We start from the raw sequence: 15,647 nt of genomic DNA on the forward strand, positions 1-15,647 counted from the left end.
GGTTCGTGGTCAGAGACGTGGTGCTGTGCCGGCGGCGCCGTTGCGCAGGGCGTCGCGGATCTCGATGAGCAGCTCCTGCTCGGTGGGCAGGGTCTCCTCTTCGACGGCCGGATTCTTGGCGGCCTGGCGCTCCTTGTACGTGTTCATCGGCAGGACGAACACGAAGTACACGACCAGCGCGACCGCGAAGAAGCTGATGATCGCGGTGATCAGGTCGCCGATGGGGAAGGTGACCTCCTGGCCGTAGAGACCGGTGATCGTCGGACCGACGACGCCGTCCTCGCTGGGAGCGTAGAACAACGCGACGAGCGGGTTGATGATGCTCCCGACGACCGCATTGACGATCGCCGTGAACGCACCGCCGATGACCACGGCGACAGCCAGGTCGATGACGTTGCCCTTGGTGATGAATTCTTTGAATCCCTGAATCATGGGAACCCCCGTGATGTTCAGACCTCAGCTCGAGGCTGGTGCCGCCGCGGGTGCCGGTTTGGCGCTCGTCGACGTTTCCGACTTCGATGATGCCGATGAGCTGGGCTTTCCGCCAGAGCCACTCCGAGAATCGGTCCGATAGAAGCCGGATCCGTTGAAGGTCACACCGATCGACCCGTACTGCTTGCGCAGTGCGCCGCCGCATTCGGGGCACACGGTCAGGGCGTCCTCGCTGAAGGACTGGACGGCGTCGAAGGCGTGGCCGCACGACGTGCAGATGTAGGCGTAGGTGGGCATGTTCTGTCTCGGGATGGTCAGGGTCGCGCAGGCGACAGATGGAGGGTGCGAGTGGGCGTCACGACGCCGGTGACCGGCTGATCGTGCAGCTCCCGGGGGAGGGAGTCGAGGATCTCGGAGTCGTAGGTCACCGCGTAGACGGGCGGGCACTTCTCCATGGATCCGATGGTCTTGTCGAAGTAGCCGCGCCCCCACCCGAGGCGGGTTCCTTCCGCGTCCACGGCGGCGGCCGGGATGATCATGATGTCGACGTCGTTGACCGCGATCGGACCGAGCACTTCACCGGTGGGCTCCGGCAGGCCGAACAGGCCTTCGGCCACCTCGTCGGAGTCGTCGGCGACCGCCCAGTCGAGCAGGCCGTCCGCACGGGTGATCGGCAGCAGGACGCGGATGCCGCGCCGCACCGCTCCGGCGATGAACGCCCGGGTGTCGGGCTCGGTCGTGGTCGAGAGGAAGCACGAGATCGACTGCGCGTCGTGTGCGGTCACGAGCGCGTCCAGCTGCTCGGTGATGCCGGATGCCGCGGCCTCGCGCTGCTGGTCGGACAGCAGCTGCCGGCGCTCGCGCAGTTCGGCGCGCAGCGCGCGCTTGGCTTGTTCGACGTCAGGCGACATGCTGCGATTCTACGTGTCGGATCTGACCTGGTCCCCCAGTAAGCTGGCCAGATGGGAAAGCATTCAATCAAGGCGGTCATTCCGGCGGCGGGTCTGGGCACTCGCTTCCTGCCCGCCACCAAGGCGATGCCGAAGGAGATGCTGCCGGTCGTCGACAAGCCGGCCATCCAGTACGTGGTCGAAGAGGCGGCATCCGCCGGGATCGACGACATCCTCGTCATCATCGGCCGCAACAAGAACGCCATCTCCAACCATTTCGACTCGGTTCCCGAGCTCGAGGTCAAGCTCACGGAGAAGGGCGACATGCAGCGCCTCGAGCGCGTCATGAAGTCCAGCGACCTCGCTGACATCCACTACCTCCGCCAGGGCGAGCCCAAGGGTCTCGGCCACGCCGTGCTCCGCGCCAAGACGCATGTGGGCGACAGCTCCTTCGTCGTGCTGCTCGGCGACGACCTCATCGACGACCGCGACCCGCTCATCACGACGATGATGGCCGAGCACGAGCGCACCGGAGCAGCCGTCGTCGCCCTCATGGAGGTCGACCCCGAGAACATCCACATGTACGGCGCCGCCGCGGTCGAGCGGACCGACGATGACGACATCGTGCGCGTCACCGGCCTCGTCGAGAAGCCGGCCAAAGAGGATGCGCCCTCGAACCTCGCCGTCATCGGACGCTACGTGCTCCCGGCTTCGGTGTTCCCCATCCTCGAGCGCACGGAGCCGGGCAAGGGCGGCGAGATCCAGCTGACCGACGCTCTGCAGGAGCTCGCGGCCGACACCGAGGGCCCCGGGGTCTTCGGCGTCGTCTTCCGCGGTCGCCGTTACGACACCGGAGACCGGGTCGATTACATCAAGGCCATCGTGCAGCTCGCCTCCGACCGTGAGGACCTCGGCCCGGACCTGCGGCCGTGGCTCAAGGAGTTCGCCGAGCGCCTCTAGGCCCGTCCGGCTGCGAGGAGCGATGGAAATCCTGCAGGGTCACCGTCACGGTCCGGTCGAGCTGAGACTCATCCGGAGTCGTGACGCGCGCGCGCTCCAGCAGGAGCTGCTGGAGAACCGCGCGTGGTTGCAGCGCTGGGAGGCGACGGTGCCGAACGGCTCCGCCTCGTTCGACATGCGCTTGAGCATCAGACGGCTCCTGCAGCAGTACCGCGACGGCGGGGGCTACCCGTTCGTGATGCTGCATGAGGGCGAGATCGCCGGGCAGTTGAACGTCTGGGGCGTCGCCCGTGGGTCGTTGAACTCGGCCACGATCGGCTACTGGGTGAGCGAGCGGTTCGCGGGGCGCGGGATCACCCCGACCGCGGTCGCGCTCGCCACCGACGCCTGCTTCACCGAGTACGGGCTGCACCGCATGGAGATCTGCATCCGTCCCGAGAACGCGGCGAGCCTGCGCGTCGTGCAGAAGCTCGGCTTCCGCTACGAGGGCTTCCGCCGCCGGTTCATCCACATCGATGGCGACTGGCGCGATCACTACGCGTTCGCGCTGACCCGCGAGGACGTGCCGGAGGGGGTTCTCGCACGCTGGCTCGACGGGCGGGCCCCGCAGGAGGCCGCGAGCATCCCGCCAGCGGACCGCCTGCCGATCTGATTCCGTCGTATCCGAGCGCGACACGCGCCGCGACACGCGGGTGAGCGGCGCGCGGTCGCATACCGTTGAGGCTATGAACGGACCGGTGCTGAGTGGGGGCGTCATCGTCCTCGTCGCCGTGCTGCTCTGGATGCTCTATCTGCTGCCGTCCTGGCGCGGAAAGTACCAGTACAACGCCGCCGAGCGCAATGCGGTCCGCCTCAACCAGGCGCTGCGGGTGCTGGCCGAGACGAGCGAGACGCCTGAAGAGGTCCGCCTCGAGCTCAACGCCCGCACCGCGCTCGCCCAGCAGAAGCTCGCCAAGCGGCTGCAGTCCGAGAAGGAGGCCGCCGAGCTCGTGAAGCTGCGTGCAGAACTGGCCGCGACGCGCGCGGATCCGGTGGTCCGCCAGGCAAGGGCTCGTCGCCGGGTGCGCGTCGTGGCGGCATCCGTCCTCGTCATCGGGTCGGCCGTCACCGGTCTAGGTGTCTGGCAGGTCGTGACCGGTGGTTCGCAGGTGCTGATCTGGGTCGGCGCAGCGGCCGCGGTCGCCGGTGCTCTGGCGCTGCAGAAGATGGCATCCGTCGCCCGCCGCGCACTCGCGCGTCCCGCAGCGGAGGTCGTCGCCGCACCCGCCTCGCGGGTCTCACCGCCGTTGCACGACCAGGGGCGCGCATCGTGGACACCTCGTCCGCTCCCGGCTCCGATGGTGCAGGTGACCGGTTCGCTGGCGCAGACGGCACGGGCCGAGATCGATGCGAAGCAAGAGCTCCTCCGCGCCGAGCGGATGGCCGAGCTCCGTCGGCGTGCGGCGCAGATGGCCCCGGCCCAGCCGGTCACCCTTCCGGCGCCGACAGCAGCCGAAGAGGCCTCGCCGTACGCCCGGATGGGTTTCGTGGACGACGCGGAGATCGAGCAGCACGTCCGCCGGATGCTGCAGCGCCGGGCAGTCGGGTGAACACGGCCTCGGCGCGTCACCCCGTTCGGGCGTGATAATCTAACTGAGGTTCATGGGCCTATGGCGCAGTTGGTAGCGCGCCTCGTTCGCATCGAGGAGGTCAGGGGTTCGAATCCCCTTAGGTCCACCGATCGACCAATGAGAAAGCCCCCGGGTCTTCCGGGGGCTTTCTCATTCTGCATACCGCTCAAGGAGCGAGAGACTGCGCAGGATCCGTCGGGCGACCAGCATCCCGGATGATGTCGGCGACGGCATCCGCATCGAAGTGGAAGACCATCTCATCGGGAGTCAGTCGCTCGACGAACGGCACCACGCGCACGCGGTCGCCGTCGACCGTGACGACCGACCCGCCGAAGCCGTTGATCGCCGCCTCCTCGGCCGGGTCTCCGAACGCGCACGAGACGTTGGTCACGCCCGGTGCCACCGTCACTGGAACACCCGAGACGACCTCGGTGACCGGGAGATGGTAGTGACCCGACAGGATCACGCGCACGTCCGTGTCGCGGACGATCTCGATGAGGTCGCGGCCGTCCGCGTCGTCGAGTGCGAGCGCCTGCAGCAGGTCGGTCTGCGCTGCGACGGGCGGGTGGTGCACGACGACGATCGTGCCGTGATGGGCGGGTTCGGCGAGCGTCTCGCGCAGGAACTGCTTCTGCTCGGGTTCGAGGTCGCCGTACCCGAAACCGGGGATCGAGCTGTCGAGCACGACCACACGCCAGCCCTCGTGCGCCGCCACCGAGGCCACGGGGCGATCAGATGCATCGCCCGAGGGCACCCGCTCATCGGCATCCGGCTGCCCGCCGCCCAGCACGGCGCGGAACCCTTCACGTCCGTCATGGTTTCCCATCGCGAACACCAGGCGGGCTCCGCGCGCCTGCGCCCACGGCTCGAGTTGCGCGCGAACGCGCCGGTACGACTCCTCCGTGCCGTCTTCGCTGACATCGCCGGAGACCACGACGAGGTCGAACAGCAGGTGGCCGACGTGGGCGAGTGCACGGCGCAGGTGCTCCGCCGTGTCGACGACGCCGTAGTGCCGGCCGCCGTCGCCCGAGAAGTGCGTGTCGCTGAGATGAAGGATTCGCAGGCCGCTCATGCCCTCACTCTGCCAGAGGCCGGCGACATGCCGGATTCAGCCGAGCAGCAGAGTCGCCGCGAGCAGTACGGGGATGCATCCGATCGTGGTGATGAAGACCGTGTCCCTCGAGATCGACTCGCCGATGTCGTAGCGCTGCGAGTAATTGAACACGTTCTGTGCGGTGGGCAGCGCCGCGAGCACGACGGCGATGAGAACCTCGTGCGCGGACAGACCGAAGACGAACTGCGCCACGACCCAGGCGAGAACGGGCATCACGAGCAGCTTCAGCCCGCTCGCCAGGAGCACATCGCGACGGTGGCCCGACGAGCCGAGCACCCGCTGGCCGAACAGCGAGATCCCGTAGCTGATCAGCAGAACCGGCACGCACGCGTTCGCGATCAGCGTCGCCGGTTCCATGACGATCGGCGGGAGTTCGATGTCGAGCACCGAGACGAGCGTGCCGAGCGCCGAGCCGACGATGATCGGGTTCGTCGCCGTGCGGACGAACGTGCGCCACACCGAGGTGCGTCCGCTGGTGACGGTGTCGAGGATCGTCAGCGAGATCGGCGTGAAAACGAGCAGCTGCATGAGGATGACCGGCGCCGGGTACGCGGCGCTGCCCAGCAGATACAGCGACAGTGGGATGCCGATGTTGTTGGAGTTCACCTGTCCGGCGGACAGCGCAGAGCACGCGTGCATCCGCCTGGGCGAGCACGGTGAACAGCAGGAACGGGGAGAGGACGAAGAACGTCAGCCGGCCGAGGACATGACGCGCGTGCGGACCGAGCAGATCGATGCGCCCGAGAAGATACCCGACGGCGATCGCGAGTCCCACGACGGCGAATCCGGTGAGAGTCTCGAGCACTTTGCGAGCCTAGTGCCGGGTGCACAGCTCCTCAGCGCAGGCGTCGCTGCAGCTCGGTCGCCGTCTCGCGGACGGCCGAGGCGGCATCCGCCTCGCTCGGGCCCGTGTCGCTCGACCAGGTCACGGCGACGGCGGCCATCGGCCACCCCGCGGTGTCGAGCACGGCGGCCCCGACGGAGCGTGTGCCGTCGGTGATCTCGCCGTCCTCTGACGCGTATCCGGCGGCGCGGATGCTGCGCAGCAGCTCGCGCAGCTCACCGACTCGACCGGGCCCGAGTCCCGTTCGCGTCGAGAACGCGGAGACGTTCGGATACAGCGCCCGCACCTGCTCGCGCGGGAGGGCTGCGAGCATCGCGCGCCCGGTCGCCGTCAGGTGCGCAGGGAGGCGCACGCCGACGTCCGTCACAAGAGCAGGGCGCCGCGGTGCGCGCTCCTCGACGATGTAGACGACGTCCGAGCCGCTCAGCACCCCGAGGTGCGTGCTCTCGCCGAGCCGGTCGGCCAGCGCCGCCACGAGCGGACGGCCCAGGCGCGCGAGCGGCTGCTGCCTGGCGAAGCCTCCGGCGAGCTCGGACGCCGCCGTTCCCAGAGCCCAGCGGCGCTCCTCGCGCAGGTGCAGCACGAATCCGTGGTCGGCGAGGGTGTTGAGCAGGTGGTGCACGGTCGAGCGCGGAAGGGCGAGCTCTCGGGCGATCGCGGATGCCGCGACCGGGGCCGGTCGCGTTGCGAGGTGTCGAAGGATCCGCAGCGTCTGGTCCGCAGCGGGGACCTGCGCCGAGCGGGACGCATTGTCTGGGATCACAGACACAGGATGCCACGACCTCCTGTTCCCCGCCAGCACACGGGTATGGAATCGACTCATGCCCAACCACATCCGCATCGGTGCCGACGTCCTCACCCCCGCACAGGTCGTCGCCGTCGCCCGAGACGGCGCCCCCGTCGAACTCGACAGCAGCGCCCTGGACCGCATCGCCGAGACCCGTGGCGTCATCGACGCGCTCGCCGCGGATCCCCACCCGCACTACGGCGTCTCGACCGGGTTCGGCGCCCTCGCGACGACGTTCATCGCTCCCGAGCGCCGTCGTCAGCTGCAGGCCAGCCTCATCCGCTCGCACGCTGCAGGGACGGGCGCCGAGGTCGAGACCGAGGTCGTCCGCGCCCTGCAGCTGCTGCGTCTGCAGACCCTCGCGTCCGGACGCACGGGTGCGCGCCCCGTTGTCGCAGAGACGTACGCGGCCATGCTCAACGCCGGCATCACGCCGATCGTCCGTGAGTACGGGTCGCTCGGATGCTCCGGCGACCTCGCACCGCTCGCTCACATCGCGCTCGCCGCCATGGGCGAGGGGGATGTCCGCGTGGGCGATGACCCTTCGACAGGCTCAGGGACCGTCCCGGCATCCGACGCGCTCGCCGCCGCCGGTATCGAGCCGCTCGTCCTCGAGGAGAAGGAGGGGCTCGCGCTCATCAACGGCACCGACGGAATGCTCGGGATGCTGCTGCTCGCGCTGCACGACCTCGAGATGCTCGTCACCACGGCCGATCTCGCCGCCGCCATGTCGGTCGAGAGTCAGCTCGGCACGGATGCGGTGTTCGCGGCCGACCTCATGGCACTGCGTCCGCAGGACGGGCAGGCGGTCTCCGCGGCAAACCTGCGGGCCTTCCTCACCGATTCCCCGATGGTCGCCAGTCACCGGGGACCCGAGGACGGCCGCGTGCAGGACGCTTACTCGCTGCGCTGCTCGCCGCAGGTGCACGGCGCTGCACGCGACACCATGTCGCATGCAGCGATGATCGCCTCGCGCGAGCTCGCCAGCGTCATCGACAACCCCGTCGTCACGGTCGACGGCCGGATCGAGTCCAACGGCAACTTCCACGGGGCGCCGGTCGCGGCCGTCCTCGACTTCCTCGCGATCTCGGTCGCCGATGTCGCCTCGGTGTCGGAGCGGCGCACCGACCGGGCACTCGACCCCGCTCGCAGCCACGGGCTGCCGCCGTTCCTCGCGCACGAGGTCGGCGTGGACTCCGGCCTCATGATCGCCCAGTACGCCGCTGCGGGCATCGTCTCCGAGCTCAAGCGGCTCGCCGTTCCGGCATCCGTCGACTCGATCCCGTCGTCCGCTATGCAGGAGGACCACGTGTCCATGGGCTGGGCCGCAGCGCGCAAGCTGCGCCGCGCGATCGACGGGCTCGCCCGGGTGCTCGCGATCGAGATCATCACCGGAGCCCGCGCGCTCGACCTGCGAGCGCCGCTCGAGGCAGGGCCCGCGACGGGCGCCGTCCGCGACCTCGTGCGCACCGTGGCCGCCGGCCCCGGTCCCGACCGGTTCCTCTCGCCCGAGATGGAAGCCGTCACCGAACTCGTCCGTTCGGGCGCCGTCGCCCGCACCGCACAGGAGGCAACCGCATGACCCGCACGATCCACGCCGCACGCGGCGCCGAGCGCACAGCGAAGAGCTGGGGCGCCGAGGCCGCCAAGCGCATGCTCATGAACAACCTCGATCCCGAGGTCGCCGAGCACCCCGAGGACCTCGTCGTCTACGGCGGCACCGGCCGCGCCGCACGCAGCTGGGAGGCCTACGACGCGATCGTCCGCACCCTCGACGAGCTCGAACCCGATGAGACGCTGCTCGTGCAGTCCGGCAAGCCGGTCGGCGTCTTCCGCACGCACAAGTGGGCGCCCCGGGTGCTCATCGCGAACTCCAACGTCGTCGGCGACTGGGCCACGTGGCCGGAGTTCCGCCGCCTCGAGTCGCTCGGCCTGACGATGTACGGGCAGATGACCGCCGGCTCGTGGATCTACATCGGCACGCAGGGCATCCTGCAGGGCACCTACGAGACCTTCGCGGCCGTCGCTCGTTCGCTCGGCCGGGACTCGCTGACCGGAACGCTCACGCTCACCGGCGGCGCCGGTGGCATGGGCGGTGCCCAGCCCCTCGCGGTGACCATGAACGGGGGAGCCGTGCTCATCGTCGACGTCGACGAGACGCGGCTCGCCCGCCGTGTCGAGCACGGCTACCTCGACGAGTACACCGCCGATCTCGATGCAGCGGTCGCCCGCGCCGTCACCGCGAAGGATGCCGGCGAGGCCCTGTCGGTGGGGGTCGTCGGCAACGCCGCCGATGTCTTCCCCGAGCTGCTGCGCCGCGGCATCCCGATCGACATCGTCACGGATCAGACCAGCGCGCACGACCCGCTGGCCTACCTGCCGCAGGGCGTCTCGGTCGCGGACTGGAAGGCGGAGGCCGAGCGCGATCCGCAGGAGTTCACGCGCCGCTCGCGCGCCTCGATGGCCGAGCACGTCGCCGCGATGGTCGGGTTCCAGGATGCCGGTGCGGCTGTCTTCGACTACGGCAACTCGATCCGCCGCGAAGCCGAGCTCGGCGGATTCGAGCAGGCGTTCGCGTTCCCCGGATTCGTGCCGGCATACATCCGTCCGCTGTTCGCCGAGGGCAAAGGCCCGTTCCGGTGGGTCGCGCTCTCAGGGGACCCCGCCGACATCGCCGCCACGGACCGCGCCGTGAAGGAGCTGTTCCCCGAGGATGCCGCCCTGCACCGCTGGCTCGACCAGGCCGGGGAGAAGGTGCACTTCGAGGGACTGCCCGCGCGCATCTGCTGGCTCGGCTACAAGGAGCGCCACCTCGCCGGGCTCAAGTTCAACGAGATGGTCGCCTCCGGAGAGCTGAAGGCGCCGGTCGTGATCGGCCGCGATCACCTGGATGCCGGATCCGTCGCGTCCCCGTACCGCGAGACCGAGGCGATGGCCGACGGCTCCGACGCGATCGCCGACTGGCCGCTGCTGAACGCGCTGCTGAACACGGCATCCGGAGCGTCGTGGGTGTCGCTGCACCACGGCGGCGGGGTCGGGATCGGGCGCAGCATCCACGCCGGCCAGGTCACGGTCGCCGACGGCACCGCGATCGCCGCCGAGAAGCTCGAGCGCGTGCTCACGAACGACCCGGGCACCGGCGTCATGCGCCACGTGGATGCCGGATACGAACGCGCCCGCGAGGTCGCGCGCGAGCGCGGCCTGAACGTGCCGATGCTGTGAAGATGAGACCATGCGCACCCTGATCACGAACATCGGCGAGCTGAGCACCTGCACGATGCAGATCGACGGCGGTGCCGGGATCATCCGTGACGCCGCTGTCCTCGTCGAGGACGAACGGATCGCATGGGTGGGCGCTGCCGCAGACGCGCCGGTTGCCGACGAGATCGTCGACGCCGCGGGACGCGCGATGATCCCGGGCTTCGTTGACAGCCACAGTCACATCGTGTTCGGCGGCGACCGTGCCGCGGAGTTCGAGGCGCGGATGGCCGGGGAGAAGTATGCCGCGGGCGGCATCCGTTCGACCGTCGCCGCCACCAGGGCCGCGTCCGACGAAGAGCTGCGCGCGCGACTGCGCGGATTCATCGCCGAGATGCATGCGCAGGGCACGACGACCGTGGAGATCAAGAGCGGGTACGGCCTGGATGTCGAGACCGAGGAGCGCCTGGTGCGCCTGGCCGCAGAGGCGACCGACGAGGTCACATTCCTCGGGGCGCATGTCGTGCCCGCCGAGTACGCCGACGACCCGGACGGCTACGTCGATCTCGTCACCGGGCCGATGCTGGATGCCTGCGCTCCGCATGCGAAATGGATCGACGTGTTCTGCGAGATGGGCGCGTTCACCGTCGAGCAGTCGCGCCGCGTGCTCGAAGCCGGCATCGCCCGTGGCCTTGCACCGCGCGTGCACGCGAGCCAGCTCGGCCCCGGCGACGGCGTGCGGATGGCGATCGAGCTCGGCGCGGCATCCGTCGATCACGGCACCTATCTCACCGATGGCGACGTGGCCGCGCTCGCGGCATCCGACACCGTGCTCACCCTGTTGCCCGGCGTCGAATTCTCCACACGACAGCCGTACCCCGACGCCCGGCGACTCATCGATGCCGGCGTGACCGTCGCGCTCGCGTGCGACACGAACCCCGGGTCGAGCTTCACCTCGTCCATGCCGTTCTGCATCGCGGTCGCCGTGCGCGACATGGGCATGACGCCCGCCGAGGCGCTGTGGGCGGCCACCGCCGGGGGAGCGGCTGCACTGCGTCGCGACGACATCGGCGTGATCGCTGCCGGCGCCCGCGCCGACCTCGTGCTGCTGGACGCGCCGAGCCACGTGCACCTGTCGTACCGGCCCGGTGTGCCGCTGGTGAGCACGGTCTGGAAGGACGGGGCGCTCGTCGCAGGCTCCGCCGAGCGCGGAGGTGCAGCATGACGCTGCCGGTCGATGACAAGTGGCCGCGGGCGGGCGGATGGCCCGCGTTCGACGCGGCGGAGCGGGCGGATGCCGTACTTCTGGGGGTTCCGACGTGGCGCACATCGCTCTCGCCGACCGGCGCGCACGCGACGCCCGCCGCGATCCGCGCGGCGCTCCCGCGGTACAGCGCCGCCCTGATGGGGCCGCCGGCGCTCGATCTGAACGACGCTCTGCGCATCGCGGATGCCGGTGACATCGCCGAGCCCGACGACGAGGACGGCATCGCCCGGGCGGTCGCGCGCGTGGCCGAGATCGCGGGTGCGAGCGACCTCGTCATCGCCCTCGGGGGCGATAACTCGCTCACCTATCCGGTGGCTCGCGGCGCGGCGGCGACCGGCCTCATCACGATCGACGCCCATTTCGATCTGCGTGATGGGGTGTCCAACGGCTCGCCGGTGCGCAGGCTCGTGGAGGACGCGCCCGCGTCGGAACGCATCGACCCGCGCCGGATCGTCCAGATCGGCATCGGCGACTTCGCGAACTCCGCGTCCTACGCGCAACGTGCCGCAGACTGGGGCATCCGGGTCATCACGATCGACGAGGTGCGTCGCCGCGGCATCCCGGACGTCTGCGCCGAGGCGCTCGAGATCGCGGGCGGCGGCGACGCACCTCGCATCCACCTCGACGTCGACGTCGACGCGGCCGACCGATCCGTGGCTCCCGGCTGCCCGGCGAGCGTGCCAGGGGGATTCGCGGCCTGGGAGATGCGGTCGCTCGTGCGCGGTCTCGTCACCGATCCGAGCATCGTGAGCGCCGATCTCGCCGAAGTGGACGCCACCGCCGACACCGACGACGCGCGCACCGTGCGACTCGCGGCGCTCTGCGTGCTCGAGATGCTGGCGGGCCTCGCCGCGCGCCGATGACTCAGACGCCGGGGATCAGCGCGTGCGCGATCGAGAAGATCGCCAGTCCCGCCAGGGCGCCGACGACGGTGCCGTTCAGTCGGATGTACTGCAGATCGCGGCCGACCATGAGCTCGATCTTCTCGGTGGTCTCGGCCGGGTCCCACCGCTCGACCGTGTCGGTGATGATCGACGCGATGTCGTGCCGGTAGCGGTCGACGAGGAAGACGGCGGCCTCGGATACCCAGGTGTCCACTCGGCGCTGCAGCGCGGCATCGGTCGCCAGCCGCTCGCCGACCTCTTCGATCGCCTGCACCGCCCGCACCCGCAGGCTGCTCTCGGGGTCGCCGAGCGATCGGATCAGTCCGTTCTTCGCGGTGTTCCAGGCCTCGGCGGCCAGGGCCCCGACGCGGGGGCTGTCGAACAGCGACGCCTTGGCGTTCTCGAGCTTGCGGCGTGTGACGGGATCGTTCTGCAGGTTGTCAGCGAGGCGGGCGAGGTAGCCGTCGATCGCGATGCGGGCCGGATGCCGCGGGTCGGCCCGAACGGCGTCGACGAACTTCACGGCCTCGTGATAGACGGTGTCGTCGACGAACCGGTGCGCGAGTTTCGGCACCCAACCCGGCAGACGTCGGGAGACGAGCCCGTGGAACGCATCCTCGTTGGCGATGAGCCACGTGCTGATGCTATCGGCGGCGAGATCGATCGCGCCGCGGTGGGCGTCGGATTCGACGATCTTCTCGAGCCAGTTGCCTGCCGGCGGCCCCCACTCCGGCTGCACGAGGTGCTCGCGAGCGAGGTCGGTGATGAGATCGCGGACGTCGTCGTCGCTCAGTGCGTTCAGAACACCCGTGGCGATCGCAGACCCCTCTGCGGCCACCCGTTCGGCGTGGGCGGGCTGCTTCAGCCACTCGCCGGCACGCAGCGCGATCGCCGTAGAAGCGAGTTTCGTGCGCACGACGTCGGCGGCCAGGAAGTTCGTCTCGACGAATTCGCCGAGCGTGCGCCCGATCTCGTCCTTGCGGTTCGGGATGATCGCGGTGTGCGGGATCGGCAGCCCGAGCGGGCGGCGGAACAGGGCTGTGACGGCGAACCAGTCCGCGAGCGCCCCGACCATGCCGCCCTCGGCCGCGGCGCGGACGTACCCCAGCCACGGATGCCGCTCCTGCAGCCAGAACGCGATGACGAAGACGATCGCCATGAAGATCAGCGCGCCCAGCGCGATGCCCTTCATCAGGCGCAGGGCGCGCAGGCGCTCCTGGTCGGCGGGGGAGAGCAGAGCCATCGGAGTGCGCGGCATGCTGTCATCCTCGCACGCGGGGTGCGCTGAGGACGTCGTCACCGCGGTACACCCGCAGGGCCGTTGAACGAATGTCGGGGCATCCGGCGGCGTGTCACCCTGCATCCGTACGGTCCCCCTGCGTGTGTTCGAGGGTTCGGTGCGGGGTAGCCTCGTCTCGTGATCGAAGACATCAAGAAGCGCGCGCTGCACCGCACCAGCATCCTGGAGGGTCAGCTGCGCGGCGTCGCCCGCATGATCGAGGGCGAGGAGTACTGCATGGACATCATCACGCAGTCCCGCGCCATCCAGAAGTCCCTGGAGTCACTGAACCGCCTGCTGCTGGAGAACCACCTGCGCACGCATGTCACGCACATGTTCGAGCAGGGCGGCCACGAGCGCGATCGGGCCGTGGACGAACTGCTGAAGGCGTTCGACTTCGACCGCAAGTAGTCACTCGACCGCTGAGCCCTTCGACAGGCTCAGGGACCACCTGTCGAAGCGTCAGGGGCCGTCGATCGGCCCGAGCAGCGCGCTCGCCGCGGTGGAGTGCGCCGACTCCGGGTCCGACGGATGGAACATGCCCGCCAGCACGTCGCGGTACAGCTGCGAGAGCTCGTTCGAGGAGAAGTACGATCCGCCGCCCGCCGTGAGGATCGCCTGATCCACGACGTGCTTGGCCATCACGACCGCGCGGTGCTTCGTCCCCGCCAGCAGCGTGAACCACCGCGCTCCGTGGTCGCCGAGTGAATCGACATCGCGTGCGAGGGCTGCGATCTGCGGCGGCAGGGCGTCGTACGCCAGGCTCATGTCGGCGATGCGCCAGCGGATGTCGGGATCCTGGCTGTACGCCAGGCCGGTCTTCTTCGATGTGCGCTTCTGCACGGTCTGAACCGCGAGGTCGATGGCGCGGCGGGCGATGCCGGTGTAGACCGAGGCGAGCAGCAGCTCGAACACGCTGAATATGCCGAAAACGATCGGGTCGGGGGAGGGGCCGGGGTCGATGCGCCGCACGACGTGCTCCGGTGCGGCGACGGCGCCCTTCAATCGGGTCGTGCGGCTCTGCGTCGCGCGCATGCCGAGGGTGTCCCAGTCGTCGCTCGTCTCGACGGCATCCGTGCGGTCGATGAACGCGAAGACGAGCTTGGGTGCGTCTGACGAGGTCGTGTCGAGCCCGTGCAGTCCGAGCATCGTCCACACCGGCGCGAGCGACGTGAAGATCGTCGTCCCCGTGAACGCGTACGAGCCGTCCTCCGCCGGCACCGCCGAGGTGTCGCTGCCGAACAGCACGAGGTCGTTGCCGCCCTCGCTGATCCCGAAGGCGAACACCTCGCCGGCGGCGGCGCCGTCCTGCACGAACTCGAGCCCCGGCACGCCCCGGTCGCTGAACACCTTCGCGACGCCGGTCCAGACGAGGTGCATGTTGATGCACAGGGCCGTGGCGGGGGATGCCGTCGCCAGCCGCTGCTGCAGGATCGCCGCCTGCTCGAGTCCGAGCCCGGCGCCGCCGCGCTCGGTCGGGACGAGGATGCTCAGGTAACCGGCATCCCGGAGCTCGTCGAGATCCTGCTGGGGGAACGTGTTCTCCCTGTCGTGGATCGGCGCGCGCTCGCGGATGCGCTCGAGCAGGTCGTCGGGAAGGTGGACGGCCGGGTCGAAACTCATGACAGTGCCTCCAGCAGGTGGCGGACGGTGTCGTCCGGCTTGTCTCGGTGCGGGGAGTGCCCGGCGCCGGACACCACAGACATCGAGATGTTCGCGTTGGCGGCGAGCACCTCGGCGGCGACCTCGCCCGTGAACAGGCTGTACACCTCGGGGTCGGCGCCGATGATGTGCGTCGGAACCGTCAGGCGGGCGGCATTCGCCCGCACATCCCACGGCTGGTTCTGCGCGCTGGTCTGCTCGACGGCCCAGCGACTGCCGCGGGCGACCGCATCGATCTTCAACTCGTGATCCTGCGGATGCCAGTGCGGATGCTCCGTCTGCACGATCTCGATGCGGTTGTCCGCGAACGCGCGCTCCTGGCTGCGGCGGACGATCGTCGCATCGCGGCCGTCGACGAGGATGGCCGGGTCGATGAGGACGAGGCGCTTCGTCCACTCCGGGTCCGATGCCGCGGCCGCTGTGCTGGATGCTCCGCCCAGGGAGTGCCCGATGACGGCATCCCATGCTCCGCCGCGGGCGGGCCGCGTGGCTGATAGATCCCGCGCGTAGGCGGCGACTGTGTAGTCCAGCGCACGCGGAGCGTCTCCGTGCCCGCGGAGGTCGACGGCGACGGCGTGCCAGCCGGCGTCCGCGAGGGCTGTTCCCAACCGCCACATCAGGGCGCCGGACGAGCCGAGCCCGTGCACGAGGAGGGCGGTCTTCGGAGATGCCGGGTCGCCCCATGACAGCCGGGGCAGGGTCACAACGCTCACAGGATCA

General features: G+C 69.8%; 16 protein-coding genes, 1 tRNA gene and 1 pseudogene. 9 read left to right on the plus strand and 9 right to left on the minus strand.

Annotated features, from left to right (window positions below; genetic code table 11):
* Nucleotides 1-9: 9 nt before the first annotated feature.
* From mscL to HWX58_RS02360, 3 genes are read right to left on the minus strand one after another with little or no spacing between them, the layout of a single operon-like run.
* Complete coding sequence (gene mscL / locus HWX58_RS02350) at nucleotides 10-432, minus strand: large conductance mechanosensitive channel protein MscL (protein ID WP_175985458.1); 423 nt, start codon at nucleotides 430-432, stop codon at nucleotides 10-12.
* A gap of 24 nt (nucleotides 433-456) precedes the next feature.
* A complete protein-coding gene (locus tag HWX58_RS02355; RefSeq protein WP_175985459.1) occupies nucleotides 457-729 on the minus strand; it encodes an FmdB family zinc ribbon protein in 273 nt (90 codons plus the stop codon).
* Nucleotides 730-746: 17 nt separating this feature from the next.
* Entirely contained in the window at nucleotides 747-1,343 is a 597-nt protein-coding gene (locus HWX58_RS02360; protein ID WP_175985460.1) for a 5-formyltetrahydrofolate cyclo-ligase, read from the minus strand.
* A 51-nt stretch (nucleotides 1,344-1,394) separates the two neighbouring features.
* On the opposite strand from HWX58_RS02360, the gene galU reads away from it, so the two are divergent.
* The 4 genes from galU (at nucleotide 1,395) to HWX58_RS02380 (ending at nucleotide 3,998) form a co-directional block, all read left to right on the plus strand.
* A complete protein-coding gene (gene galU / locus HWX58_RS02365; protein WP_175985461.1) occupies nucleotides 1,395-2,282 on the plus strand; it encodes a UTP--glucose-1-phosphate uridylyltransferase GalU in 888 nt (295 codons plus the stop codon).
* A 22-nt stretch (nucleotides 2,283-2,304) separates the two neighbouring features.
* Nucleotides 2,305-2,934, plus strand: a complete 630-nt coding sequence (locus HWX58_RS02370; protein WP_175985462.1) for a GNAT family N-acetyltransferase — start codon at nucleotides 2,305-2,307, stop codon at nucleotides 2,932-2,934.
* A 73-nt stretch (nucleotides 2,935-3,007) separates the two neighbouring features.
* Entirely contained in the window at nucleotides 3,008-3,871 is an 864-nt protein-coding gene (locus HWX58_RS02375) for a hypothetical protein (protein ID WP_175985463.1), read from the plus strand.
* 54 nt (nucleotides 3,872-3,925) lie between these two features.
* A tRNA-Ala gene (locus HWX58_RS02380) sits at nucleotides 3,926-3,998 on the plus strand.
* A 60-nt stretch (nucleotides 3,999-4,058) separates the two neighbouring features.
* Here HWX58_RS02380 and HWX58_RS02385 read toward each other — a convergent pair.
* The 3 genes and pseudogenes from HWX58_RS02385 to HWX58_RS02395 form a co-directional block, all read right to left on the minus strand.
* Nucleotides 4,059-4,964, minus strand: coding sequence for a metallophosphoesterase (locus HWX58_RS02385; protein ID WP_175985464.1), 906 nt, complete (start codon nucleotides 4,962-4,964; stop codon nucleotides 4,059-4,061).
* Nucleotides 4,965-5,000: 36 nt separating this feature from the next.
* A pseudogene (locus HWX58_RS02390) lies at nucleotides 5,001-5,811 on the minus strand (AEC family transporter).
* A 31-nt stretch (nucleotides 5,812-5,842) separates the two neighbouring features.
* Nucleotides 5,843-6,619: an IclR family transcriptional regulator gene (locus HWX58_RS02395; RefSeq protein WP_438268233.1), complete on the minus strand. Its 777-nt coding sequence runs from the start codon at nucleotides 6,617-6,619 to the stop codon at nucleotides 5,843-5,845.
* A gap of 52 nt (nucleotides 6,620-6,671) precedes the next feature.
* Between HWX58_RS02395 and hutH the strand changes: the two genes are divergently transcribed.
* The 4 genes from hutH to HWX58_RS02415 are packed head-to-tail and all read left to right on the plus strand — an operon-like array spanning nucleotide 6,672 to nucleotide 11,965.
* Nucleotides 6,672-8,219, plus strand: coding sequence for a histidine ammonia-lyase (gene hutH / locus HWX58_RS02400; protein WP_175985466.1), 1,548 nt, complete (start codon nucleotides 6,672-6,674; stop codon nucleotides 8,217-8,219).
* The gene (hutU, locus tag HWX58_RS02405; protein ID WP_175985467.1) at nucleotides 8,216-9,859 is read left to right on the plus strand and encodes a urocanate hydratase; all 1,644 of its coding nucleotides are present in this window, start codon (nucleotides 8,216-8,218) and stop codon (nucleotides 9,857-9,859) included. The genes hutH and hutU overlap by 4 nt, the downstream gene beginning before the upstream one ends.
* 10 nt (nucleotides 9,860-9,869) lie before the next feature.
* Complete coding sequence (hutI, locus tag HWX58_RS02410; RefSeq protein WP_175985468.1) at nucleotides 9,870-11,060, plus strand: imidazolonepropionase; 1,191 nt, start codon at nucleotides 9,870-9,872, stop codon at nucleotides 11,058-11,060.
* On the plus strand, nucleotides 11,057-11,965 hold the full coding sequence (locus HWX58_RS02415; RefSeq protein WP_175985469.1) for an arginase family protein: 909 nt from the start codon (nucleotides 11,057-11,059) through the stop codon (nucleotides 11,963-11,965). Before hutI ends, HWX58_RS02415 begins: the two co-directional genes overlap by 4 nt.
* Before the next feature lies 1 nt (nucleotide 11,966).
* On the opposite strand, the gene HWX58_RS02420 is transcribed toward HWX58_RS02415, so the two are convergent.
* Nucleotides 11,967-13,244 (minus strand): DUF445 domain-containing protein, encoded by a 1,278-nt coding sequence (locus HWX58_RS02420; protein ID WP_175985470.1) that lies wholly within the window; start codon nucleotides 13,242-13,244, stop codon nucleotides 11,967-11,969.
* 159 nt (nucleotides 13,245-13,403) lie between these two features.
* On the opposite strand from HWX58_RS02420, the gene HWX58_RS02425 reads away from it, so the two are divergent.
* On the plus strand, nucleotides 13,404-13,676 hold the full coding sequence (locus HWX58_RS02425) for a metal-sensitive transcriptional regulator (RefSeq protein ID WP_175985471.1): 273 nt from the start codon (nucleotides 13,404-13,406) through the stop codon (nucleotides 13,674-13,676).
* A gap of 51 nt (nucleotides 13,677-13,727) precedes the next feature.
* Here the strand turns inward: HWX58_RS02425 and HWX58_RS02430 are convergent, their stop codons facing one another.
* Nucleotides 13,728-14,888 (minus strand): acyl-CoA dehydrogenase family protein, encoded by a 1,161-nt coding sequence (locus HWX58_RS02430; RefSeq protein WP_175985472.1) that lies wholly within the window; start codon nucleotides 14,886-14,888, stop codon nucleotides 13,728-13,730.
* On the minus strand, nucleotides 14,885-15,640 hold the full coding sequence (locus HWX58_RS02435; protein WP_175985473.1) for an alpha/beta fold hydrolase: 756 nt from the start codon (nucleotides 15,638-15,640) through the stop codon (nucleotides 14,885-14,887). The genes HWX58_RS02430 and HWX58_RS02435 overlap by 4 nt, the downstream gene beginning before the upstream one ends.
* Between the last annotated feature and the right edge of the window lie 7 nt (nucleotides 15,641-15,647).

Source organism: Microbacterium tenebrionis (assembly GCF_903645325.1).
Lineage (GTDB): Bacteria > Actinomycetota > Actinomycetes > Actinomycetales > Microbacteriaceae > Microbacterium > Microbacterium tenebrionis.